Genomic DNA, 23,956 nt, shown 5'->3' with positions numbered 1-23,956 from the left:
GTACCGTTCGGTGATTGCTTCGCGAAGTACGCTGCCGCGTCTCTTAAAAAATCCCGTTCCTTGGTGATCCGCGACAGCTCGCGCTTGAGGCGGGCCACCTCCTCATCGCGCGGTGTTCCAGCCCCGGGAAAAGCCTTGCCGCCAGCCGACTCAGCCTCCCGAACCCAGCGGGTCAGCATGTTCGGGTTGACCCCGACCTCCAGAGCCACCTGGCGGCAACTCGACTTCGATCGCCGCACCAGCTCGACGATCTCCCGCTTGTACTCCGCGGTGTAACGCTTGCGCTTCGACATGGACACTCCTTCAGCTCACTATGAGCCTTCCTGAAAGTGTCCGCAGAATCGGGGTAGAACCCGTATTCCAGACCCTCGCAGTCTCAGCCACTGAGACTCGCGCGCGGCCCACTTCCATGCCACCCTGGGGAGATTCCACCATGCCTGCACCTGCGCACCGCACCGCTCCGAGCGGCTCTGCCTTCGACCAGTTCCGCGAAGTGATCGGCCTGCCAGTCGACGACGCCCTGATCCTCGGGATCGTCGGCGATGCAGGCAAGGAGCCGATCCGTGCGGCCGTGGAGGCCAAGAATGCGCGAGTGCTAGTGGACGCGATGGTGTCGCATTTCACCCGCCGTGCCCTGCTCGCGCTGCAGGGGTCGTCGCTGTCGCCCGACGTGGTGCGCAAGGGGCTGCGGACGGTCGGCTTAAACGCCTTCCTCGCGGCGCTGCGAGCCGCCGAAGCGGGCGAAGGTGCTGCGCTGACGGCCGCCCTGCAGTCGGGTGAGGATCCGTCCACGAATGGCCAGGCCGCGGCGCCGCGCCCGCGCTTGGCGCCGCCCGACGACGAGCCCGCCGGCCAGCAGGCGGAGCCGCCGCACCAGCGTGCCCAGGGCTACCGGCGCGCCTCCCAAGGAGAAGCCGCGCCGAGCGGCGGCACCGTCACCCAGTTCGGCCCGCGCCAGCCGCGCGGTCCCCGTCCAGCGCCGCCGGGCGCCGATCGTCCGAGCTACCGACGCGACAGCGCGCCGGGTCCGGGCGTCGAAAGTGAAGTCTCCGGCCACGCTGGCAACCAGCCGCGTCGGTTCCAGTCGGTGCACGTCTACAACCAGACCCGCCAAGACAATCAGATGGTTGCGCGCGCCGCTGCCTGCTTCGAGCTGACCACGCGCATCGTGGACGAGCGTACGGGTGAGCGGCAGCCGGCGCTCAAGATCGAAACCGCCGGCAAGCACCCGACCCAGCCGAGCAAATACAACTGGGACGACAAGATCATCTTCTACCTCACTGAGGACGAGCTGCCCCAGCTCCTCTGCGTCTTCCTTGGCCTGCTGCCCAGCGTCGACTACCGCAACCACGGGCCTCAGCACAACAAGTCGATGAAGCTCGAACACCAGGGCAAGCACCTGTACCTGACCATGGCCGAGGGGAGTGATCGCAAAGCGGCTGTGCAGCTGGACGTCGGCCGCAGCACGCGCGTCGCGACACTCGTCGCGCGTGCGTTCCAGGCCGTGAACGACGAGATCGACTGGGCAGCCGCGCGCGACATCCTGACTCGGCTGACCGCGCCGATGGCGAAGGCGCGCGCAGAGTCCCCGCAGGCACGCCGCACCTGAGAATGACAGGCGGCAACACCCGCCGCCGTCCTGTCGCCCTCCGAGTGGCGACGGAAGCGTTTGCCCAAGGAAACGCTCCGACACCGTGACGAGGTGGGCCATGGGTGCTCTCACAGGCCTACTTCACGGCGTGACTATCTGCTGCCTTGCGCTGGCTTCCTACGGAAGCCTATCGCCTCCTGGTAGGGATCGTTCAGGGAACGCGAAGGGTGTTCCTCCGGGGCAGGTCCAGAAACGGCCTGCAGATCACCGCGACTTGACTCTCTCAGCGAAGCAACGATTAAGCCGTATCGACAGGAGCCGCAGGCTTGGTTGCGCCTTTCGGACGCCCCTGCGCAGCGCCATAGTCCGCTATGAAACGCATGAAAGCGTCGTAGACATCCCTAACGGGGGCGGAGGGATCAGGTTTGCTCGCCGATGCGAATATGTTGTAGTACGAGATGAATCTTGTCTTGTCCGCTTCCCAGTCTTGATGCCAGCTTTCCTGATACATCTTCTCTTTGCCCCAACCGCTCGGGCTAGCCGTATGTGTCCTCTTCAGAATCTCAGAAAAGCAAAAAGAGTTAACAGCATGAACTAGTGCCTGGAGAGCGTCGGCGATTTCTTGAAGCTGCTGAACCTGTAAGGCCAGCGGCTTCTCGAGCAATGGCTTGTGCTTGTCAATTCCGAGCCGGAGAGCCTGTTGGCTGCCAAGTTTGCCGAAGCGATGAATGCCGCAATGGCGCACCTGGCTAATGGCCTCGAAATTCTGGAACAATTGCTGAAGCGCGTCAGGCATCTGGATGTCGCACAACGAACGAATTTCGTCACAGACCTTCTTGGCCGATGCGAGTGAAACCCCTTCAAGCAGGGACTCAGGAAGTAGCTCTATGTCATGATGGATCGCAGCACCATAAGTTACCATCCGCGTTGCGGCATTGGCTTCACATGCGGTGTCTTGACGAATCAAGCGTCTCAGCAGCGATCGGAAATAGCCCTCGGCTGCTGAAACCATACCTAGGTACACCAATGAACCGAGCATCGGCACGTATTCGTTGCGCTGGTCTGCCTGCAGATATAGCTTGTTGATTTCCGCAAGGTTCCGGCGGAACTCATCGATTGGCGACTCAACCGATGGTTCGTGCGACGCATCGAACCACTTTGAAGTGTCCAATCTCGTTGCCGTGGGTGCCGGGAAAGGCGTGATCGTTTCAAACAGGCTCGCGGATTTCGTGCTCATGCTCACGACAGATACTCATCAAGAAATGCCTGAACTGCATCAATTATCGTCTTGGCGCGCACCTGGCCAACACGATGAATCGTGCGCAGCGTTGTGCCAGGGTCTTGCAAGACGATGAATTCGCCAATGGTTTGCGGCAACGTGCGAGAGTTGCTGAGTTTTTCTCGTTGCCAGGGCGTTAGCCCCGGCACATCTGCGAGGCGTGTCAACATCAGCCTGTCGTAGGTCGATTCATCAGTGAGCTTCTCTCCACAGTTAAAGCAGTACTTGGCGCCTTCCACACGCTTGGTTTGGCAGTTTAGGCAGTTCGGAAGGTCCAGGCACAGTGCTTCAAGCGTTGTCGAATCCAACAGAGTAGACATCGAGCGACGCACAGGATGCTTCTCATCAGGACGGGTCAGCATCTCGACTGCAAACCTTGGCGAGAAGCCTCCCTTCTTTGCGAAAGCGCGGCGTGCCTGCACGGCCGCCAAGTGGGGCACAAATCGCGAGTAGTCGCGATCACCGTGAGAGACGCCTGAGGCAGCGTAAACCATGCCAGCCTCTTGGAGTAGCAGGAGCATCCGCTGCACATACGGCTTGTCATTGACGCCTGACGCGTCAATCCCGATGTAAAGTTGGCGCGTCGTGCCTTCAAGAAGAACTTGATTGGCGTCAGAGACGGCTTCAACCATCTTGTCGAGTAACTGCTTGCCGATGCTAACGATGCTGGAGAACTGGGGTTTCTTGTCCTTCAGTGTGAGGTACTCGCGTGTGCGATCAGCTAAGAATTCGTCGATGGTGACGTTGAAGGTGCTCTGGGCCGTCCCATGGCGCTTGACGTTCTTTAAATAGCTCCGGACCAGAGTCATGAACGCACGGGGGACCCCGAAGGCGCAGTAGGCGAGCAGCTCTCGGATGTCATCAGGAACCGAAGACATGTCTGGAAAACGCTTTGCCCCAATGTCCAGCATGAAGGCTAGATAGTCTTGATCGGTGACGCGCTTCCAAACGAAGATCGTGTCGGCTTCATGCCCAGCGTGGAAGTTGGGGCCATATTCCGTCGTGCCCGGGTAGACCGACGCCTTCGGTGCGATTCGGGCAGCTTTCAGCGCCCGATAGATATCGAAGAAGTGAAGCAAGTACTCGGGAGTGAGGGTGAGCGCAGCATCGTCGAGCAGCAGCACAACCCGCCGACGACCGACCGCGTCTGCGCTGCGGAGCAGCAGTTGCTTGACTCGATCGATCGTCAACCGGCTGGAGACTTCGTCGAGCTGCGCGTTCAATGGCTGGTTTTTTTCGTAGGCGCCGATCAAGTCACGAAGTTCTGTCTCGTTGAACTCCAAGAGCGTATCGACGTCGAGGTTAGGGGCGACGCCGTGAGCGTTGAACGCCTTTATAGAGTCGTGGCAGCCAACCATTACATTGGCGAGCACCCAAACGTAAAACGTCGACATGGCTTCGGGCCGACGACGCAACAGGGGCTCCAGCGTGTAGTACCTGTTCAGGTTGATGTAGACCGCCAGGGGAAGATCCGGATTGGCTATGCATTGCGTAAAGGCGAACCGCATCAAGTGCGTCTTGCCACACCCCCGCGGGCCTACTAGCAGCTTAGCGCCTGGGCCGGTAAGCGAGCGAATCCACTCTTCTGCATCCGTTGTTAGCGCCGTCCTGGACGGAAACGCAGCAAGCTCCAGATGGTCGGCACGCTCTTCGTATTGCTGCTCAACCTCGCGCTCTTCATCTTGTGTCAGGGACGGTGCGCTATCTAGAGTCGTAGTGTTCATGTAAGCATCACAGGTTGGGTGACTCGAGTGAGACTGGGTTGGGCCCAATCAGGTAGAGGCCGGATGGCGAAGCCTAAGCAACAGCCACCACGATCAGCAGTATTCAGAATTGGATATCGAGTAGGTTTTGCTTGGACAGGAATCGTGCGGCGACGCCGTGAGCTGAGCGCGCCAGCGCGAGCTTACCTGCATCACTCTCTAAGAACCTGTAAAGCCGGCCCCGGTGCTCCTCCGTCGCGCGCAGAGCAAATATACAGTCGCTGATTACGCATGGACCATGTACCACCATGGCCAGCTTATCGTGCAGATTGCGCCCTACGCGCGCCAAGAGGATGTCACCAGGCAGGGCCAACTGAGCGTTACGACTGATCGTCGTGACCGCGCGGTTGCGGACTGAGAAGTGATTGGGCACGATGCGAAGGTCCTTGTCGCATCGAAGTTTTGCGAAATCGCCGAGGTGAAAAACGGGGGTGGCAAAGGCGCTGATCTCGGACGAGCAGATCGAACCGCGGACCAGATCGGTCAGGGCTTCGCCCAGCAGCATCCCCCTGCACCCGTCTGTCAGGAGATGTCCCGAGCGCAACTGCGAGTGAAAGGAGTAGTCCATCCGTTTGGCGGCTACTTCCTGAGGAACCTTGACTGCGGTACTTAGTTGGCCGTCTGGGCCCATCTGGCGTAACGTCAGCTGTTCGGTCTCGCCGGCCATCTTTGACAGGACAGCGAGGTAGGTTTGCGCTTCGGTGCCTTTGAAGACACCTCGTGGCAACTGTACGACCTGCTCGATTAGGTGTTGACGAAGCAACACACGACGCACGCCGCTGAATCGTTCCGCCGTCACCAATCCGTCAGGCAGAATCAAGCCCAACTTACCCTTACGCCGCAGGAGCCGAAGGTTTTGCGCGAGGAACAGCAGATCCGCGCCAGCATCGTGCAATGAGGCCAGTGCGCCTGATAGGCCGGCATCTTCGAGGATGCTGCCAAAGCCAGCGCGCCAACGCGGGCGAATGTAGGGTGGATTGCAGACTGCAACGTCAACCGTTCCCAGGCTCAATCCGACCTTGTTCGGCAGGTCCTGGTCGAGTGCGTCATGCACGAAATGGCTGTGCTTTGCATGTTGGTCTGGATTGCGTGCGCTCTGCCGCTTGTTTGCGCACGTGTCGGTATCGACGGTGATGATTCGTGCTTCTTGCCAGCGGCGTGCGGCGGCGGCGCACAAGGCACCCGAGCCCGATCCCAATTCGAGGATCAGCTTGGGCCTTGGGGCGCAGATGAGCTCTACAAGGGAGCTACTTACTTCGGGGGACGTGTAGTACCTCCCCAAAGGGTCAGATCTGCGCCCGGATCTCCTCAGATCTTCACCGGCGTGGCCTACTGCGGTCATCTCTCTGGTCTCATGCAACGCTGCCTGGTGAATGGGAAGCGGTGACGGAGTCGTTGACCGCATACCCGAAAAAGTGTACCCGGTCGCGTTGGGTGTGTGTCCTCCATCGATAGACGATGCGCGAATCGTCTCACGGCGGCAGTCGATGACTGCGAGGTCCCGGGTGATCACCGACCTGCTTAGCAACCCTGGCAGTGGCCGCGGGCTCTTCGGTCAAGGCTCGCCGGTCGATCTCCTCCTTTCCGATGCACTCACCTTCGAGAAGCGCGATCGCCCTGCGTCGATCGCGTTGCGATTTTCCGCGTACCGCGCCGGCATTGACGGGCTTTTCCACCGCCCTTGGTGCATCACCTCCAAGAGGGGCACGCCGGCATCTACCATATCCTGCGCGGCACCTACGCGCGCCGAGTGACCCGAGAATTTGAGCGTTCCGAGCCCAGCCCGCGTCGCGAGGCGCTGCATCGCCGCGGCAACCGCCTTCACGGTGAGGGCAGGGGGCCCGCCCTTGGTTACAGATGCGGCAAACGACACGCGCAACGCGACCTCTTCAGCGGTGCGTTGCTTCGCCTCCCAGTCCGCCGTGCCGACGGTCCGCACCGCATGGAACAGAAACTCGGCGCGCGGGTCGCATACGGCCTTCCAGTTGCGGAGCGACGCCATGGTCGGCTGGCTCAGGTAACCCATGTGCCCGACGCCGTGCTGATCGGTCTTGGAGCGCTCAATCAGGATTAGGCCCTCGCCATTGTCCTCGTCCGTGAGATCCGCCCAACGCAGGGACACGAGTTCGCTGGGGCGCGTCATAAGGTCGTAGCAGACCCGCACCATCGCAAGATCCCGCAGATCCACGGGATTGCTTCGGTCTACGACCAGAGCCATGGCTTCTACATGCCTCAGCATCAGTCCGGTAGCCTGCTTTGAACGCGCTGAAAGCCGTTCTCGACAAAGGTCACGCCAGTAGGCCCAGGCGCTACGGCTGGCCAAGGGATCGCCGCAACCGTAGAAGCGGCCCACGGTGCGGAAGGTGAACAGCAGATGCTCGAGAGTGCCTCGCTTGTAGCCGACGTCGACGAGGGCATCGAAGAACCGCTTTAGGCCCTCCTCGTCGATCGGCAGCACTGCATGCCCCGTCTCGGCGCAGAAGGCCTTCCAGTGCAGCATGTCTGCGGCCATGGCGCGCCGAGTGTTGGCGGCGAATCCGGTGTTCCCGCGGCGACCCATGGCCTCGAAGACCTCGCGCGCCGTGTTCAGCTGCTCCGCGCTTAGGGCATGTCGCAGGCGCTCGCCGGCCACCGTCAGGTCCGTGCCGGGCTCGCCGGCCTCGTCGTAGCCGGCGGCGGCGCTGCCACGCAGGATGGCGTAGCCGCGCTTGAAAGGCGTACTGGGGCGCTTGGGCTTGCCCTGGGCCAGCCGCTTCACCTCGCGCTGCCGGCGCAGGCGCGCGTTGCGCTTCTGGCGCCTGCGCTCCTGCGGCGTGAGGCCGTCATCTGCGGGCTGCGAGCGCTCGGGGGCAGGCTCGGCCTGGAATTCGTAGTCGTCGTCGAAGTCGTCTTCGCTCACGGAGCGTGCACCTTCGTTGAGGGTGAACGATGGGGTGAGTATCCCCCCGCCAGCACGCCGCAACGGCTCGCGTCGTGCGCACAGAACTGGGCGCACGCGCTCGGCTGACCTCGAGGATGATTGAGGCACTTGCTGACAGCCCGGGACCGGCGCAGTGTCTGGAGTGGGATGGCGCGGTGGTTCGCGTTCTCCCGGTCACCTTGGGGTCTGGTTTGTCCGCCGGCAAGGTGCGAACGGTGTTTGACCGCCGTGTCCCTCGTCTGCGGATCGGCGGCCCCCGCGCTGGAATTACGGGAGCGCGCAGCAGACGACGGGCAGTGCAGTGCCAACGCCGCCCAGGTGTGACGCGCACAGCAGACCACCCGCCGCATGTGCCGCCCTCGGTAGCGTTTCGAGATAGCAGGAGCACGGCGCCGACGCGACACGGTTGCGCGTCTACAGCAGCTCAACGTGGCCCTTGAACTTGCATTGCGCATAAGCGCCCCCCTCTTCTGGCACCAGTGTACGACATACGTACCGTTGTCATGGTCGGTATGTCCTATTTCGTGCAGCATAACGTGTTCTTAGCGCATATCACGTATTTTTCCAGCGCGCGCGCTTGCACCTGTATATTGCTCAGCACGCCATCACCCAGGCCCTGACCATGTCTGAAACACCCGACACCGCCGGCAGCACCCAACTCGCGGACGACGACCTGCTCTTCCAGGGTCGGATCGAAGAAGTCCGAAAGGTGTGGAACGTCCAGAGAGCGGGCCGCATCAAGGGCCCGATCAGCGTCGATGACGTCCGCGAGATCGCGCTGCTGCTGGCCGGCCACGGCTTGCCGCCGAGCGTGCGCGCGATCCGCCAGGTGTTCGGCGGCGGCAGCCCCAACGTGATCACGCCGCACCTGCGGCAGCTCTGGCTGAACCGCACCCTGCAGCGAGGCCTGGCCAGCCGCGAGGACGGCGCCAAGCTGCCGCAGCGCCTACTCGACCTGTGGGATGTGCTACTGGAGGAAGCCCGTGTCGCGGCGCGGGCGAGCTTCAGCGAAATAGCCGACCAGCAAGACGCCACGCGCACCCAGCTCGACGTGCTGCGCCGCGACCTCGAGACACGCGAGCAGGTCCTCGGGGAGCGCCTAGCCGGCATGGAGGCCGAGGTCGCCAGCGCCCGGCTGTCGGCACAGGATCTGCGCGGCACGCTTGCGGAACGCACCAAAGAGCGGGACCAGGCGCTCGTCGAGGCACAGGTACAGCGAAAGCGCCTGGAAGAGGCACTTGCCGATGCCGCCGAGGCGAAGCACGCATTGGCCGTGACTCAGGGTGAACTGGCCGCTGCGAACGAGCGCGTCAAGGCCGAGGCCAACAAGAACGCCCACGAGGCGGAGCGCCACCGCCACCTGCAGGACCAACTGGCAGAAGCCCAGAAGCGCGCGGACAACCTCGTGCTGGAGCGGGCGACCCTACAGCTCGCCCTGAACGCAGCCCAAGCCGAGACCAAGAGCGCTCGCGACCTCCAGATGGAGTCTGCCAGCGCGGCGCGCGATACCGCGAATCGCCTTGCCAAGGCCGAAGCGGACTTGGAAGCCACCCGCCAGACGCTCGAGGGCCTGCGCGCAGATTACGACCGTCGCGGCACGGACCTGCTGCAGCACCAAAAAACCGTGGCCACTCTCACTGCAGAGGCCAAGCTGCGCGATAAGCTCGAGATCGACCTCAACCGGGCGCGGGAGGACCTGCGTAGCGTGATCCACGAGCGCGACAACCTGCTTCGGAATCCGCCAGCGTTGATCGGGCAGCTTGAGCGAATCCACCAAGCGCTGACCGCGCTGAAGACACCACAGAACCAGACATCTTGACCAAGCCGCGATACTGGAATCCTTTCGGCCTACGTGACAAGGACTGATTAGTTTGGCACTCATCACAAGCAATGCCGGGGCTTAGAAATGGGCTATCGTATCCATCGGATAATGGTCTGGACTCTTGCGATCTCGAGTATTCTTGCCGCGGGATATCTTGCCACTCGCGCACTGAGGACTTTTTACGTTGAGACATGTCCGGTTTTTGTTAGCGACTGGCGATTTTGCGATACAGCTGGTTGGCCTGACTGGGTGTCGCTAGCGCTCGGGATGGCTACTGCCGTCTGGTTTTCGTATCAAGTTTCGATAACTGACCGCAATACGGTAATTTTTCCTGGGAACGAGAGCGGGGATAACCTGCTAACGCCTCGTTCGTTTGGCTTCATAGTGTTTGCTTCAATAGTCCTCGCCGGCTTTATTCGAACGCCATTGACAGAATACTGGGACTCGCATCGGCGGTCGGCGGATAGTCACGACAAGATGGCCAAGCTGGTGGATTGGAGCAAGACCGAGAGCGGTTACGACTGGGAACTTGTTGAATACCAGCTCTTGCGCGGTGATATCGACCGCTATTTGGGTATTCTAAAGTGTTCAGTCGATGCACCGGTCACTCAGATCGAAACCACGTGCTCGGGTACTCAGCGGGACCTCGACAGAATAATTCGAACTCTGCGCGCGCGTGTAGCTGAGACTGATGCAAAAGAGGAGTTGGCACTCAACGCTCGTTATGTTGAGTCTGGCTTTCACTGGCTGGCCTTTTTAATTCTCCTAATCGTTCTCGGCCTGTTATGTCTGGCAGGTATGGTCGTAAAGGATGTCGTAGCGCGTTCTCGCGCCCAAAAGGGAGCAAACGATGGTCAAAGATGAGAAAACGCAACGGTGGGGCGAAGGCATTCGCTAAAACCCTGTCGCCGCTGCGATGATTCCCGCTAGTGGCGCCTCAACCACACGGTTTTGAAGGCTCGCATAATCATAAATCCGAACCCAAAGACGAAGGGCGCTGAGCGAAAAACGAGGACTCCTTCACCTATAAAGACGTAAATTCCGGTTACCACCAACGCCAAAATCAGGAAGAACCATTGGCCCGTGTAAAAGCCGGGCATCTCAAAGAGTGGTTTCCCTTTGTGCGCACCGCAGCCAATACGCACACTCGCCCCAGCGTTAATGCGCGCTCTACAGAATTGACACGTTTCCCCTGTTTCTCTCTTTGCTCCATGAAAACGACTTGGCGAGCCCGTGCTTTCACCCCGCCATTAATGAGTTGCCGTCCTCAGGAATGTTTGATTCTTTCAGAATGCTAAAGGAGGTCTGACAATGCGAACCCAAGTGCTGTGTCTGCTGCTCACCGTGCTAGCTACGGGCTGCGCCTCCGTGCAGCCTGCCACCGCGCCAGCGCGGACCGTCGAGGTCGAGTCAGAACGCAAGGTCGAACGCAACTATGTGCTGGGGACCCCATCGCAGGCCTTCGTGGGCGAGGCAATCGTTCGTGTGAAGGACTTCTGGGAGCGCACCACCACGTCGAGCGGCCTTGCGGCCACCGAAGCGGCAACTCTGCGGCTTCCGCCCTTCTCGACGCTACAGATCAACAAGGGCGACTTCGCCCGGCTCGTCGGCACCACAGAACGCGATGGCCAGACGTATCGACTGGTACAGCTCCCGGGGCCCGCCGCGCAGCTCCTGCGCTTCCTGCTGAATGACGACGGCAGCTTTGAGGGCACTGCGATCAACCACCTTGGCCAGCGCATGGGCTTCGAGTACCAGCCCACGCCACCAACGCTGCGCTTTATCGCGGGCACCACGAGCCAGACCGATCGCTCAAAGGGTTGGACCAACTTCGAGCTGATCTACAGTGGCACGACGCGCGATGCACTGAACCTGCTATATCGCGAGTACACGCCTGACGATATGGCGCGGCCAGCGTTCTCGCAGCAGCTTACCTACGACCGCGCGTCCCCGGAGATTCGCTTTCGTTCTGTCCGCATCACCGTGCATGAAGCGAACAACCAGAGCATCCGGTACACGGTCGAAGCGGACGGCCTCGACGAGGGCTAGGAGCCTGGGCGGCAGAGCCCAAAGGATTGTTTGATGCCGCGACACTTGGGGCATGGCGACTTCGTACCTGCCCTACCAGCCCGACCAAGCACTGCCTATGCCGGTGTCAAGAGCGGACTGGCTTCCCGAGGGGCATCCGGCGTACTTCATTGGTAATACTGTGGAGAAGCTTGATGTCTCGGTGTTTCATACAAGCTACGCACCACATAGCCGCGCTCTGTGAACCTCAGAGCGCTCTCTATAATCAGTCCGGGCCGGTTTCTGGCCTGATACCGGCCCGGGCCGAGACAAATCAGCCCACCAGCAACGAAGCCTCGGTAGCACCTGCGGCCAAGGCATCCTTGAACCAGTTCGGGCGCTTCCCGCGGCCCGTCCAAGTCTGCGAGAGATCAGCGGGATTGGCGTACTTCGCCGCCACACTGCCCTTGCCGCCCTTGCCACCCTTACCGAACAGCTCCTCGATACTGTAGCCCTCGTCCTTCGCCATCTGGGTCAGCTTCTTGCGGACGTCGTTGATCCGCTGCTTGTGCAGATTGCGCTTGGCTTCGGCCGCCTTCGCAATCAGCTCATCGAGCTGCTGCGGACTGAGGTGAGAGATATCGATCGACATAAGCACTTCCCTTTGGTTGATTGCATGTGGCAGCGCTGCCACACGCGATGGAGCATATCATTTCAAGGGAGCAGCGCCACCTGAAAGTAATCACGGTCTTCGATCCTTTCTATGGTACGGGCGGAATATTCGGGACCTGTTCAACTCGATTTGAGACGCCGACATGGTCGCCCAGTCGCCGATGATCCGCGTCCTTTATGAACTGAGGAATGGCACTCTCGTGTCGGCATACGACTCGGAACGTGGCGCCGCGTATCGTTGCACCTGCCCTAGGCGCGGGGGCGCACTTATTGCACGCAAGTGACCTCCTCCCGAAAACCTGGACCACCCAAAACTAGAAGAACTCGGCGAGACCAGGGACTGCTCGCACCCCACCCGGATCAGAAGAGGCATGACGTGATGATGCAGTCGATGCCCGATGACGAGCTGGATCGTATGGTCGACGTACTGGTCGCGGAGCATCGGAAGAATCCGCGCAGGGCCGGATCACCTCGCTTGATGCGCGGAGGGAGCGTTCTTTCATAAAGTTTCAGACTTTAACCCGCTCGCTGACCGCTGCGCCGTGTTACGTTTCGTCGTGAATTGCGCTAACGCCCGTCTCCGATGCGTGCGAGGGGGCCGGATTGACCTTCGCGCGTGCACTTGCGCCAGCAAGGCTAAACACAACTCCGCATCAATCTTGGGAAAACCTATGTCTAGAATGCTCGCCTGCTCAGTATTCATTCTGACGCTACTAAGTGATTTATCGCAAGCATCGACGAATTGCTATCGGTATTCGTTTGGGAGCTCGATTATTCCGGGATTCGTAACGGTCGAAACCACGGTCCCATTGCCCACTTGCTCTTTCAATGTGACGACTTCCTCCAGTACTTCTTCTCAGAGTGTCCGTGCTCTTTCGCCGCCGGCTGGATCGGTAATTGAGTGCGGAGGGCGGTTTTTGCCTTTCACGCTTTGGAGTCCTTCGATCAACTTTGCATCAAACATCGGGCGGAATATGTCTGGAACGGTGTCCCTGTCACCTGATGGCGTATTGACTTGGCGGGGTAGTTTTTCCTCAAATGATCCGGTGAATCAATGCAACAACATCCAAAACGAGCGACGTGTTTTAGGCGCCACGCTTCATGCGGCAATGGATATTAGAACAGGCGCCTATAATGCAGTGCAGATCGAAACAAGCAAAATCACCAGCGGGCGATACTCCAGCGAAATTCGCTACGACAACAACGGGACAGTTTCTAGTCCCTCACGGATTCTCATTCAGCCACAACGAACATTGAGAATAGCATCCGCTAGTCGGATTGACTCGGCCGTGAGCAGGATTGCAGCAGATGGCATCACCAACGTGACTCTTGTTTTTTGAGACGGTTAGCCCGGATCCAGCGAGCGTCAGGATTACTGTGCCAAACAATCCCGCGTACAGAAGCGCGATATCCGCAACGGACCAAAGCGTAACTCCAACCGCCTCACAGAGTGGATCGCTCCAATTTCAGGCCCGCGTCTCCTTTGTTGTCAATTCTATCGATTGGCAAAGCGGTACGACACCGGCAGCAAATTTTGAAGTAACGCAGAATGGAGTCGCTACTTTGACCAGCGTCGAGATCGTAGCGCCGCCGGTTTTAGCTATTCATGGTCTTTGGTCTAACCCGAAGTCGTGGGAGCGTCTCGAAGAGTTGCGCAGGTACCTTCCCGTGGCCGATATCTCGACGATAAGTTATGAAGCCTTCAACCACTTCGCGTTCAACGCACCTCAAGTGCAGGATACTGTGCGTGCGCAGATTCAGAGCAAGCGTAAGGAGTTGACGGACTCGGGATTGGCATTTACACAATTCAACGTCATCGGTCACTCCATGGGCGCGCTGGTTGCACGGGCTTATGCCAACCAGCCAAACTACTTATCGCCCAGCAATAACAACCGAGGTGAGTTCGCGCGGCTGGTGTCGGTTGGAAGCCCCATGAAGGGAAGCCCACTCGCTCGAAAACTGGACGAGAATGCAAATGCAGGATTTCCGCTTTGCGTGAACGGCAGTTGCAGCCTGCTAAGGCAGTTGATGTGCGCCGCGTCGCCGCTCTGCAATGCGGGAGGGGTGACGTTGGCTGATGTCTTGCGGACTGCAAACAAGCGGATCGACTGCCAGTTCGGACCGGACTGCGCTGCCGTCAAGGCGTTATCCCCAGGCAGCTCCGCTCTTCAGAACAGTCTGGCCTCAATCGAGAGGCTACCCTACGTTGGGGTTCGTGGCGTCGCACCTGAGAACTCCACCGAGGAACGACTGCTGAACGCCATCACGTTTCCCGTAACGCTCTCGACGCTGGATCAGCTGTTCCAGTCTTCCGAGGGTGGTCATCCCCCGAGCTCTCAGCACGACACGATCGTTGGATATGACAGCCAGAACCACGGCGCATCGGAGCAGCGCGACGTGGCCAACCTTTTCCATGCCACCGTCTTGCCCTACCTCCTGAGCACCCCGACCGAAACGAACAGTTCCGAGGTAATGCGGCATGCGGCCTGCTTCCTTGGCGGCACAACTGCGTGCGCCCAGGCGGCCGTGACCCCTCAGACGGCTCAACCGAAGAACGCGGCTTTGCTGGATGAGGTTCTGACGATAGACGTCGCCGCGCGCCAAGAGGTCCCTCAGAGTGCTCTGGGGGCTCGCTTTGAGAACGAATCGCTCGTGCTTGGCGTCAGCAATCGCCTGGTGCTTGCGCCGGCGGAGGGAACGGTTGAGAGGGTGTTCATCACAGTGGATGACGGCGGGCTGCAGAGTGTCACTGGCAGCTCTATCGCTGCGACCTTCACACCCCGGCGGCTTTCTTTCAAGGCGTCGGGCGTGGTCCTGCTTAGCGGCATGCGATATGCGCGTTTTCTCGTGGAAAGTCCGGTCGCTCTGCCTTCAACGGCCCCTGTATCGTTGCAGATCGAGCCCAGGTCGCTGGTATTGGACGTCGGAACCAGCGTCCCGGTGAGCATTCGCGCGCTGTACGCAACATCGTCGGCGGAAATTGCGGGATCGGCGTCTGCCGTTTGGGTTGGGGCGTCTGCGGCAGCGGCGCAACTTTCCGACGGCATGATTATCGGAACGCGGGTTGGAAGCGGCCTGCTGCGCGTGCAGTTCGGCGGCGTGAGTCGGGATCTTCCCATTTTCGTTGTGGAGCCCGGCGCGCTGTTCTCGAATGGATTCGAGCCGCAGTGATGGGCAGAGGTTGGTATCCGCCAAGCTCTCGCCAGCAGATCTCGACCCCGCTACCGCCGTCTCCACTACCAAGGCGGCTCGAACTGGACGCCGGGCGCCCACACGCCACGGCCGGCAGACCGGGCGGCATCCTCATCGGGCACGTAGCGCCGGCTGAAGTCGCGATAGGCCAGCGCTAGTCCTTCTGCGACCAGCGCGCCGTTGAGGTCAATCTCGCCCTCGTAGCAGACCGCGACCACGCGCCCGTAGCGGTCGACATCCTCGGGCTCGCAGCGCAGGTTGCGGCCGCCGATCAGGGCCTCCAGGCGCTGCCCGGCCGTCTGGCCGCAGCGCCAAGGCCGCCCGTCACGGGTACACGTCTGGCGGGCCTCCGGCGAATCGATGCCGAACAGGCGGATGCGCTCGCCACGGATCTCCAGGCTGTCGCCATCGACAACGGAGGCCTGGCCCACGATCGACGGCTGGGCCGGCGCGCACCCGGGCAGGGCCATGCTCGCGAGCAGGACCAGAGCCACCGGCTCTCTACCGAAAAACCCCATCGTCTCAGCCCTCGCGCGGTGCATGGAAATAGCCGTCGGACTTTACCTGTGCCTCGTACGATCTAGCCTGCGGCAGGTGGGTGCCCCAGGCCTTGGCCGTGCTGACGGTGACCCCGAAAGCGAGTGCTACGCCCTCCCACCCCCCGAAATGTTGGACGAGAGCCTCCATCGCAATCGGCTTGCCGCGTTTGCTGTTCTGGGGCCGCCGGCTTGCGCAACCGCGCAGGCGCTCAATCACCCAGCGCACGTCGTCATCCAGCTCGGCGGCGAGCGGGGCTTTCGACTCACCCTGCGCGCGCAGATAGCGGCACGCCTCGGCGAGCCCGGCCGGCGGGGCCAGCGACGGCTTCAGTGCGTCCTCCAGCGCGCCGATCACGGCACTGGCCTCGGTCACATCGAGGCCTGCTTCCGCGGCCTCGGGGCGACCTAGGGCAATCAGGCCGGCCTCGATCGAGGAATGGCCGGCGCGCCGGCACAGCTGGGCGAGGTACTTGGCCTGCTTCGGCGTGCCGAAGTGGACGACAGTCGACATGGAGGCGTACTCGTAGATCCAGGGACCTCCACGATACGAGCCGATATTGGCGCCAGCTTCCGGAATACCCCCGCAAACCGGGGAGATATCGGGAAGCCGCGACTCACCGCTGGCGGGGATCGATGATTTCCCGCGCGTGTGGGGCCACCTGATAGCCCGCATGGTGTTGGCGCGTGAACAGCCAAGGGTCGGTGAACACGACCGTGCAGCCGTTGCAGGCGAAAAGAGGGAGGACGAAGGGCGACTGCCCGGGGCGCTCGATCGACACCGATCGGTATTGCTCGGCACTGCAGAGAGGGCAGCGGAAGCGCTGTTCAACGACATGTTCGGTCATGGCCAACAGGCTACCGGAGCCTGCGCAAATTGACGGCGAGCGTTCGGCGGCCATGCTGCGCCTACCCCTCCCACCAAGGCAGCCCATGCCCCGCCCTGAAGTCCATCTGGTCGATCACAGCGAGTTCCCGGGCGCGGCCAACGCCGACCTCCTCGCGCTGCTGGTCACCCGCGCCGAGATCGAGTCCGGCCACATTGGCAAGGCGCTGGCCTCGCTCATCGCGCTCACCGATGAGCCCGAGAAAATCACCCACTACCGGCGACGGCTCGTGCTGTTCGTGCACGGCTACGACGCCGATCCGCGAGAGCTCCACCAGATTCCGGACGTCGTCCGCTGGTTCCATGCGATCGCCCGCGAGTGGAGCGCATGGATTCACTACCTGGCGTGGAATCTGGACCCGACCCAGCTGGCGATCGTGATCCGACTGCTGCTGGCCAACGAGGCCTTTTCCGAAGCTGCGGTCCTGCGGACGCTCGCCGTCCTCGCCGAGGCACACGCGAATTTCGGCCGCTCGCATGGCCTGTCCGAAGCTCAGGTCCGCGCCGACATCCAGGAGGCCACGGAAGCTCTCTATGCCTGAGCAGATCGCCACACATGCTAAAGCCTCGATCGATGGCATCCTCGCGCGGCTTCGAGCGCGCGAGCAGGTCCGCGGGGTGCGCTGCCGTGGGGTGCGCGCAGTACGTGTCCTCGAAGAACTTGGGAAAGGACCGATGACGACCGACGAACTGGCCGGCGCACTGCGCAAGCCCCGCGCCGACGTCGAGCACGTCCTTGCCGAGCTTCAGGCCCTCGGGATGGTGTCCAGCGGGCGTCTGATCCCGGGCTGGGCCGGCAGCCTGATCGTGCACCGGCTGACCGAGGCACGGGCATGAGATCGCGCGCCGCGTGGGCCAAGCTCTTCGCTGAAAAAGGCGTAGCTGCCGGGCCGCTGCCAGCGGCACCGACCAGGCCTGCGAGCGGCCTTCGGCGGCAGGAACCCTCGCGCGCCGCGCCGGCGCCGCGTTCGCCGGCATTGCCTGCGTCAAGCTCCCTTGCCCCCGAAGTCCAGGTGCTCGCGATCCGGGCGCAGGGCAAGCCGACGATGGTGAGCTCAGACCGTTACCGCAAGCGCCCGGCCGTGCTGCGCTACCGAGCTTACGCCGACCACCTGCGTCTACTCGGCGCGGTGCTGCCCGAGTCCTATCTGGTGATCGCCTACTTTGCGATGCCAGCGAGTTGGTCAGGCGCCGAGCGTGGCAGACGCCACCTCACCCCGCACCAGGTGAAACCCGATGGGACCAACATCCTGAAAGGGGTCGAAGACGTGCTGTGTCCGCGCGGCGATCAGCAGCTGTTCGACGGTCGCTTCCGCAAGGTCTGGGCTGCCTCGGATCGCATGGTGATCATCGACACGCGGGCGCGGCCGATCAGTGCGATCGACGTCGCCGAGTGGGCACCCAACAACGGTCTGCATCGGTCGTTGCGCGGCGAGTGATGCCTAACACCACAGCACCATGGAAGGATGCGAATGACCACTGACTGCCTGCTCGTAATCGACCTTGAATGCACGTGTTCCGATGAGACCACCCCGGTCGCGGAGCAGGTCGCGCCAGAGGCGATGGAGATCATCGAAATCGGCGCAGTCATCGCGACCCTGCGCGGTGAAGTGCTGGACCGCTTCGGGCGCTTCGTGCGTCCCACCGAGCGCCCTGCCCTCACCGAATTCTGCTCCAAGCTGACCAGCATCCAGCAGGCGGACGTGGAGAAGGCAGCGCCGCTCGACACGGTCCTGGGCCAGCTCTCCGGCTGGCTGGACGGCCACAGGCATACGCTCATCGGCTGGGGAAGCTGGGGCGCGTTCGACTGTCGCCAATTCGAACGAGAGTGCGCGCGCAAGGGCTTCGCGAACCCCTTGGGTCACATCCCACACACCAACCTGAAACAACGCTTCGCAAAGCGCCGCAAGATCCAACAGGTGGGCATGCAGAGAGCCATTCTAATGGTCGGCCTCTACCCGTTGGGGACTCACCACCGCGGGCTCGACGACGCGCTGAACATCGCGAGGCTGGTGCCGCACGCGCTTGGGGAGTGAGGGCGGCGCGCTGCACTGCTCTCTGTGCCCGGATAGAGGCACCGCACAAGAACCCTCCCTGTGTTGTGCATGCGATTGTCAGTCGCGAGCTTGCTACCCTCTAGGGTGGAAGATTGCCATGCTCTACAACGTTGGATACCACCAGGAGCCGAGGCGCCTGGTGTTCCATCTGTTCAGCGCGCTGACCGAGTTCGAGCGCAGCTTGATTTGGGAACGGATCCCTTCCGGCCCAACTACGCCAAGGGCGCGTGGCCACAAGGGTGGTTGTAAGCCCGCCCTGCCGAAGGCCGATATCCACAGGGCGCGGCGATGCTGACTGATCGCTCCATAACTAGGATCGAGAGGCGAAGCACTTTGGAGTGCGTCGGGTGACCTTGAGTTCGGTCGCCTCAAGGGAAAGCGCGCTTGCCTTTGTTGCGAGCGCAAAGTCACAGAGCAATTACCACTCACTGAAACCATTCAGCGTTAGTACACTTGGCTCCCTTCGCCATCTCGAATTCATAGAAGTCACCGCCAATTCCGGAGCTCTCCACGATCGCACTGTCGACGCAAATAACACTAAGGGGCACCCCCCAGGTAAGTGCGTTGTACTGGCCATTTTCGCGAATTTCCACTAGCACAAAGATTCGTCGATTTCCAGTGATTGCGGTGGGTTGTGATGCCTGCAAATCGATAGTGAGACGCTTCACATCAATTTCGCCGTAGACAACGTCAACATTTTCTAGCCTGACACGATACTGCTCGGCCAAAACTATTTGTCCCGGCGTCCCCTGCCTCGCCGGAAGCTGCCGAGCTGAGACTGGCGAGCCAGTCAGAAGCGCACGCTTGTTCCAGCCTAATTCAGATGGTGCCTCTGATGCATGAGCTCCACAGAGCACTGCCATGCAGACGACCGCCAGTACCAGAGCTTGCAATAGGTGCAAGTTCATTTTCCTGTGAATCTGCGCCATTCTCCAGCTCCCGAGGAAGTTATTCTTCGTTGCATGTCGATATTGTTGACTATGCCAATTTCCCAAATCGCTGCCCCAGTTTGCCCAATCATGAAATTGGGGATACCGGATCTGGGCGGACTGTTATCGCCTGGACCAGGTCGCTGCACTATACCTTGTGGGTGCACATGCGCGATTGCCCCTGCACCCCGAACAAAGCTCGTGACATCCCCGCCTAGCCCCAGCAGCACGCCCACCCGCAAAACTACCACCTCGTTGTTCCGGATTGCGAGGGCCAAGAACTTCTCACCCTGGACTCCCGGTGCAAGGCGAGCCCTCGCAGTTGCTCTAGACGTAGCTCGCACAAACTCGGCGAACCGTGGGTCTGCTTCAACATTTGCACTCAAAATAGGTTTCGCAGCGGCGCGTCGTCCCGCCTCATTGACCTCCGACTGGCGATCGAAACCAGGGATGGTCTCTGCGCGACTCCAGAGACCGTCTGCCACTGCTTCGAGATACTCTTCAGCAGTCAGATTAAGATTTCCATCAGCCCCCTCAAATCCGCTAGAGTGAATCAGCGAGTTGAATGCGAAGCCCATCGCGGCTGTAACCGCCCCATTACTGAACTTTCCACCGCTCAGCTTGGAAGCCGAGCCGCCGATCAGGGCATGCGCAACGCCGCGGCCCATCTGTGTCGGCATGCTTTCAGTCAACGGGCCGGCTGCTTCCGAGAAGCCCGCCGCCACGAAGCCGTGCGCGAACTTGCCGCCCTGCACGTCGGACAGTACGCCACCGGTCACCCCATGCGCCACGATCTTCGCCGTGCGGCCGATCGCGCTCAACTTGGTGGCATCGTTCGCGCTCTTGGCCCACTTGGCAGATTCGAAGTAGCTGCCCACCCCAAAGAATGCAGCAGCCGTGAAGGCGCCCTGCAGTCCGCCCTTGAGCGTGCCGCTTTGGATCGCGCCTGCCGCGAAACCACCTGCAGCCGCCACCGCGAAGGCCTGACCGTAAAAGCCACCCGCCCAAAGCGTGCTTGCTGCACCGCCCGTCCACACCGTGATTGCCACCGCCACCACCACGCGCAGGAACTCCCCGAAGGACGAGTACCCACTTGGATCGGTCAGGCTCAGCGGGTTGTTCAGCACGTAGCTGTAGCGATTCAGGCCTTGGATTCCGACGTCAAGCATCGGGTCCGCCTGCAGGAACCGGCCGAGCTCCGGGTCATAGACGCGGCCATTCATGTGAATCAGCCCGTAGGCGTCCAAGTGCTCGTGGCCGGTGAAGCCTCGCGGGGTGATGGTGGAAGCGGCGGGCGGGACGCTTGACGTCCAGTCGCTCACCTGACGACGGCGGCCGTGCGCATCGAAGCTCAGGCGCTCGATCACACCACCGCTGGCGTTTGCGATCACGTCCAGCGAGCCCAGGTGATCGGTGAACAGGTAGCGCAGCTCGGACGTGCCTAAGTTGAAGCTGCTGCCTTGCTTCGTTTCGATAGCCGCACCCGCGAGATACCGGCGGGTTTCGACGGTGCCGTTCGGGCGAATCACTTCTTCCACGTTGCCCCAGATGCGCGTGGTGGTCAGTCCCGCTGAGGTGCGATCACGGCGCAGATAGCGGTCGCCCCCAGGCGCGTAGTCCAACTGCAGTTCGGCGGTGGGCGAGAGCACGCTGCCTACCATCGCTAGCACCAGTTGCTCCAGGCCGTTGAACTCGGTGTAGCGGTCCTGTGCCGTGGTCGCACCGGTCTTGAACCGCATGTGGCCCTGGCTGTGGTAATGGATGACGCGGCCGCCGATGGCCGTGACCGCATGTGGGCTGGCCGTGGCCACGCCGGCGCTGCCCGCACAGCCGCTGCGGCCTGCGTAGGTGTAAAGCGTGCCGTTCTTGCTGCACAGATTGCCGAGCGCGTCGTAGGTCAGATTCATCGTCTGCAACGAGTTCATCCCGCTGAGCTGCACGTGTGCAGTGCGCAGCCGGTTCAGCTCGTCGTACCCGAAGGTCTCGCGCTGATTCAGACGCTGGTCGTCGCGCCATTCCAGGCGGCCCAACACGTCGAACTGGTAGCGCAGCTTCTGCAGGCTTTGGCCACTGCCGCTGTCAATGCTGGTCAGCCACCCGCGCAGGGCGTCATAGTGGCGGGTCACCTCCATCGCGGCACTGTCGCCGCGGCGCTCGCGAGTCACCTGGCCGCGCGGGTTCACTTGCAGCACGCGGTTGTACACTTGGCCCAGGTTGTTGCCGTTGCGCAATTGCTCAACAAAACCGCGCGGGGTATGGACCTGCTCCAGCACACCGCCGGTCGCATCGGTCTGCCGCCACACACGGCCCAGGCTGTCGTAGGCGGTGGACGCGCTGCGGGACACTCCCTGGATCAGCGTCGTGACGTCCTGCGTTCGGCCCAGGCTGTCGTAGGCGAACACCCGTCGGAACACGGGCTCGCCCGGGGTCTCGCGCTCTTCGATCGCGATCTGGCCCAAGCCGTTCGCGGCGACGTCGAACTGCCAGGTGTCAACCTGCCGCACCTGCACGGTGCCCGGCAGTTCGAAACCGGAGGCAAAGATCACCGAGCCCCCAGGCGGCTCGGGGGGCCGCGGCGAGCCGGCCTCGCGCTTCCACAGGCGGCCTTGGGCGTCGTAGTGCTGTTCCACCACCTGCCCGCCCGCATCGACGCGGCGAATGACTTCGCCGGCGGCGTTGTAGCTGAAGCGCTCCTCGCCCCGGTCGGGGTCCAAGCTGCGCTCCAAGCGTCCGAAGAGGTCGTACCGACGCTCGTGCAGGATTTCGCCTGCGCCCGCATTGCGGCGGGTGAAGCGCAGTTGGCCCTCGGCGTCGTATTCGTGCGTGACCGCCATCCCCTGCAGCGTCGGGTTGACGGGGTCTGCCTGCACTTCGCGCACCACCTGCCCAAGCACATTGCGAACAACCCAACTGCGCTGAAGCCGGGCATTGGTCTGCTCGATGGTCTGGCCGCTGTAGGCGAACTGCGTACCGCTGCCGTCGGCGGCCACGTCGGCGGTAGGCCGGCCAATCAGATCGAAACGCTTCTCTTCGTAGCGCGTGCTCGACGCCTCGCAAGGGTTGCTGCCGGCCCCACTGAAGCTCGGCTCTGCTCCGGTCTGTGCGCTCAGAAAGAACGGCACCGACACTAGGCTGGGGCGTGCTTTGACATCGCTGAAGGCGCAGATTGCGCTGAAATTGCGGTCGGGGTTGCCCGCTTCAAAGGACTCGCTGACGGTCACCACCGCTCGGCCCAAGCGATCGTGGTAGCTCCACTGCTGCGGGCCATCGTTTGGCGACGTGTGTTGGCGATAGACGGTCTCCACCGGGCAGCTCACGCTGCCCCCGCACAGACGCAGGCGCGTCACCGCGGTGCCGCCGCCCTGAAGCTCGGTAGCGAAGGCGCGCCCCATTGCACCAAAGCGCGCATAGACGTTGCGGCCATTGGTGTCGCGGGTGTGGGTTGCCTGCCCGAAGACATTGCGCGCCAGTACCTGCTCGGTGACGCGCTCGAGCATCTCGTTCGTTGCGGTCGGTACAAAGAAGGGGGCGTAGGTGCGAACGGGGTAGCGTCCGCGGCTGTCGAACTCGGTCCGGCTGTAACGGTGCACGGCGGCTGTGGGTTCGCCGTTGGCCTGCGTCGGCCTCATGCGAACTCTCGTCGGGTCGCGACACTCTGCATCGGTGAGTGTGCTGCCGTCCCATTCTTGATCGGAACATACGTACGCTGCGACGTGGTTTCCGTAGTCGTCCAGCGTGTAAAGGGTGCGGGTGGCGTGGGTGCCATTCACTTCGGCGCGCTCGGACAGCAATTGGCCGGTTTTGGCCTGACTGGCGAGGTCATAGGTGAAGTGCGCCTTGCGCACCGAGACTTGAGGCGTGGTGCTCTGCGGGCGCAGGCGCTTCTCCACGCTGCTTTGGGTCATCCGGCCCAGCCGCCAGGGCTGGGTGCTCAGTAGCGGGTTTCCGTTGTCGAAGGCCGAGGTCGTGGTCGTGAAGTGCAGGCGCTCGGTGAACCCGCTGGCCGGATCACGCACGTCGGTGAAGCCGCGGGTGAGGTTTCCATAGCCGTCCTCGTAACAGAAGAGGCTGAAGCTCAGGCTCAGCCGCTCGTGCACTTGCACATTGGTGGTAGCGCTGAAGCCTTCCTCCAGGGTGCCGAGCAGCACCGGCGCCCGGGACACCTGGGCTTGACCTGCGCCACGCAGGAACTCGGCCGGCGCCAATTGGGTTCTACCCCGATTCTGCGGACACTTTCAGGAAGGCTCATAGTGAGCTGAAGGAGTGTCCATGTCGAAGCGCAAGCGTTACACCGCGGAGTAC

Annotated in this window: 22 protein-coding genes and 1 pseudogene; 11 read left to right on the top strand and 12 right to left on the bottom strand. The window is 61.8% G+C overall.

What is annotated here, in order from left to right; translation table 11 throughout:
- Positions 1-293 (bottom strand): transposase (locus BLP83_RS17505; protein ID WP_143006538.1); only part of this gene is annotated, 293 nt, incomplete at its 3' end.
- Between the two features lie 140 nt (positions 294-433).
- Between BLP83_RS17505 and BLP83_RS17500 the strand changes: the two genes are divergently transcribed.
- Positions 434-1,609, top strand: coding sequence for a hypothetical protein (locus tag BLP83_RS17500; RefSeq protein WP_091245988.1), 1,176 nt, complete (start codon positions 434-436; stop codon positions 1,607-1,609).
- A gap of 280 nt (positions 1,610-1,889) precedes the next feature.
- Here BLP83_RS17500 and BLP83_RS17495 read toward each other — a convergent pair whose 3' ends face one another.
- The 5 genes from BLP83_RS17495 to BLP83_RS19170 all read right to left on the bottom strand — a co-directional run bounded on the left by BLP83_RS17495 (position 1,890) and on the right by BLP83_RS19170 (position 8,349).
- Entirely contained in the window at positions 1,890-2,834 is a 945-nt protein-coding gene (locus BLP83_RS17495) for a hypothetical protein (RefSeq protein WP_143006770.1), read from the bottom strand.
- Positions 2,831-4,594 carry a zinc ribbon domain-containing protein gene (locus BLP83_RS17490; protein ID WP_091245980.1) on the bottom strand — a complete coding sequence of 588 codons (1,764 nt, stop codon included), beginning with the start codon at positions 4,592-4,594 and terminating at the stop codon, positions 2,831-2,833. The genes BLP83_RS17495 and BLP83_RS17490 overlap by 4 nt, the downstream gene beginning before the upstream one ends.
- A 103-nt stretch (positions 4,595-4,697) precedes the next feature.
- Positions 4,698-5,975, bottom strand: a complete 1,278-nt coding sequence (locus tag BLP83_RS17485; protein ID WP_176764276.1) for an N-6 DNA methylase — start codon at positions 5,973-5,975, stop codon at positions 4,698-4,700.
- Positions 5,976-6,188: 213 nt separating this feature from the next.
- Positions 6,189-7,532, bottom strand: a complete 1,344-nt coding sequence (locus tag BLP83_RS17480) for a tyrosine-type recombinase/integrase (RefSeq protein WP_091245974.1) — start codon at positions 7,530-7,532, stop codon at positions 6,189-6,191.
- 538 nt (positions 7,533-8,070) lie between these two features.
- Complete coding sequence (locus tag BLP83_RS19170; RefSeq protein WP_245680078.1) at positions 8,071-8,349, bottom strand: hypothetical protein; 279 nt, start codon at positions 8,347-8,349, stop codon at positions 8,071-8,073.
- A 15-nt stretch (positions 8,350-8,364) separates the two neighbouring features.
- On the opposite strand from BLP83_RS19170, the gene BLP83_RS17475 reads away from it, so the two are divergent.
- From BLP83_RS17475 to BLP83_RS19165, 4 genes and pseudogenes are all read left to right on the top strand, one after another.
- A complete protein-coding gene (locus BLP83_RS17475) occupies positions 8,365-9,372 on the top strand; it encodes a DNA-binding protein (protein ID WP_245680077.1) in 1,008 nt (335 codons plus the stop codon).
- Between the two features lie 270 nt (positions 9,373-9,642).
- Positions 9,643-10,239 (top strand): hypothetical protein, encoded by a 597-nt coding sequence (locus tag BLP83_RS18910; protein ID WP_143006768.1) that lies wholly within the window; start codon positions 9,643-9,645, stop codon positions 10,237-10,239.
- Between the two features lie 447 nt (positions 10,240-10,686).
- Entirely contained in the window at positions 10,687-11,424 is a 738-nt protein-coding gene (locus tag BLP83_RS17470) for a hypothetical protein (RefSeq protein WP_091245968.1), read from the top strand.
- 52 nt (positions 11,425-11,476) lie between these two features.
- Positions 11,477-11,626: pseudogene (locus tag BLP83_RS19165) on the top strand (IS5/IS1182 family transposase); the annotation flags it as partial.
- A 90-nt stretch (positions 11,627-11,716) separates the two neighbouring features.
- Here the strand turns inward: BLP83_RS19165 and BLP83_RS17465 are convergent.
- Positions 11,717-12,034: an H-NS histone family protein gene (locus tag BLP83_RS17465; protein WP_091245966.1), complete on the bottom strand. Its 318-nt coding sequence runs from the start codon at positions 12,032-12,034 to the stop codon at positions 11,717-11,719.
- Positions 12,035-12,971: 937 nt separating this feature from the next.
- Between BLP83_RS17465 and BLP83_RS18490 the strand changes: the two genes are divergently transcribed.
- A complete protein-coding gene (locus BLP83_RS18490) occupies positions 12,972-13,394 on the top strand; it encodes a hypothetical protein (protein ID WP_143006767.1) in 423 nt (140 codons plus the stop codon).
- A gap of 223 nt (positions 13,395-13,617) precedes the next feature.
- Positions 13,618-15,225, top strand: a complete 1,608-nt coding sequence (locus tag BLP83_RS17460) for an esterase/lipase family protein (protein ID WP_143006766.1) — start codon at positions 13,618-13,620, stop codon at positions 15,223-15,225.
- 65 nt (positions 15,226-15,290) lie between these two features.
- On the opposite strand, the gene BLP83_RS17455 is transcribed toward BLP83_RS17460, so the two are convergent.
- From BLP83_RS17455 to BLP83_RS17445, 3 genes are all read right to left on the bottom strand, one after another.
- A complete protein-coding gene (locus BLP83_RS17455) occupies positions 15,291-15,716 on the bottom strand; it encodes a thermonuclease family protein (protein ID WP_091245991.1) in 426 nt (141 codons plus the stop codon).
- A 52-nt stretch (positions 15,717-15,768) separates the two neighbouring features.
- Positions 15,769-16,296 (bottom strand): helix-turn-helix domain-containing protein, encoded by a 528-nt coding sequence (locus BLP83_RS17450; RefSeq protein ID WP_091245961.1) that lies wholly within the window; start codon positions 16,294-16,296, stop codon positions 15,769-15,771.
- 103 nt (positions 16,297-16,399) lie between these two features.
- The gene (locus tag BLP83_RS17445) at positions 16,400-16,684 is read right to left on the bottom strand and encodes a hypothetical protein (RefSeq protein WP_143006765.1); all 285 of its coding nucleotides are present in this window, start codon (positions 16,682-16,684) and stop codon (positions 16,400-16,402) included.
- Positions 16,685-16,715: 31 nt separating this feature from the next.
- Between BLP83_RS17445 and BLP83_RS17440 the strand changes: the two genes are divergently transcribed.
- The 4 genes from BLP83_RS17440 to BLP83_RS17430 all read left to right on the top strand — a co-directional run bounded on the left by BLP83_RS17440 (position 16,716) and on the right by BLP83_RS17430 (position 18,704).
- Positions 16,716-17,210, top strand: a complete 495-nt coding sequence (locus BLP83_RS17440; protein WP_091245957.1) for a hypothetical protein — start codon at positions 16,716-16,718, stop codon at positions 17,208-17,210.
- The gene (locus tag BLP83_RS18485) at positions 17,203-17,505 is read left to right on the top strand and encodes a hypothetical protein (protein WP_143006764.1); all 303 of its coding nucleotides are present in this window, start codon (positions 17,203-17,205) and stop codon (positions 17,503-17,505) included. The genes BLP83_RS17440 and BLP83_RS18485 overlap by 8 nt, the downstream gene beginning before the upstream one ends.
- A gap of 176 nt (positions 17,506-17,681) precedes the next feature.
- On the top strand, positions 17,682-18,107 hold the full coding sequence (locus BLP83_RS17435; protein WP_091245954.1) for a RusA family crossover junction endodeoxyribonuclease: 426 nt from the start codon (positions 17,682-17,684) through the stop codon (positions 18,105-18,107).
- 33 nt (positions 18,108-18,140) lie between these two features.
- Positions 18,141-18,704: a 3'-5' exonuclease gene (locus tag BLP83_RS17430; protein ID WP_091245951.1), complete on the top strand. Its 564-nt coding sequence runs from the start codon at positions 18,141-18,143 to the stop codon at positions 18,702-18,704.
- 446 nt (positions 18,705-19,150) lie between these two features.
- Here BLP83_RS17430 and BLP83_RS18480 read toward each other — a convergent pair whose 3' ends face one another.
- Both BLP83_RS18480 and BLP83_RS17425 read right to left on the bottom strand, forming a co-directional pair.
- Complete coding sequence (locus BLP83_RS18480) at positions 19,151-19,654, bottom strand: hypothetical protein (RefSeq protein ID WP_143006763.1); 504 nt, start codon at positions 19,652-19,654, stop codon at positions 19,151-19,153.
- Positions 19,630-23,859 carry an RHS repeat domain-containing protein gene (locus BLP83_RS17425; RefSeq protein WP_091245948.1) on the bottom strand — a complete coding sequence of 1,410 codons (4,230 nt, stop codon included), beginning with the start codon at positions 23,857-23,859 and terminating at the stop codon, positions 19,630-19,632. Before BLP83_RS17425 ends, BLP83_RS18480 begins: the two co-directional genes overlap by 25 nt.
- Positions 23,860-23,956 lie beyond the last annotated feature (97 nt).

The sequence above is a fragment of the Aquimonas voraii genome, from assembly GCF_900101825.1.
GTDB lineage: Bacteria > Pseudomonadota > Gammaproteobacteria > Xanthomonadales > Xanthomonadaceae > Aquimonas > Aquimonas voraii.
This window is presented reverse-complemented; position numbering and strand designations above follow the sequence as displayed.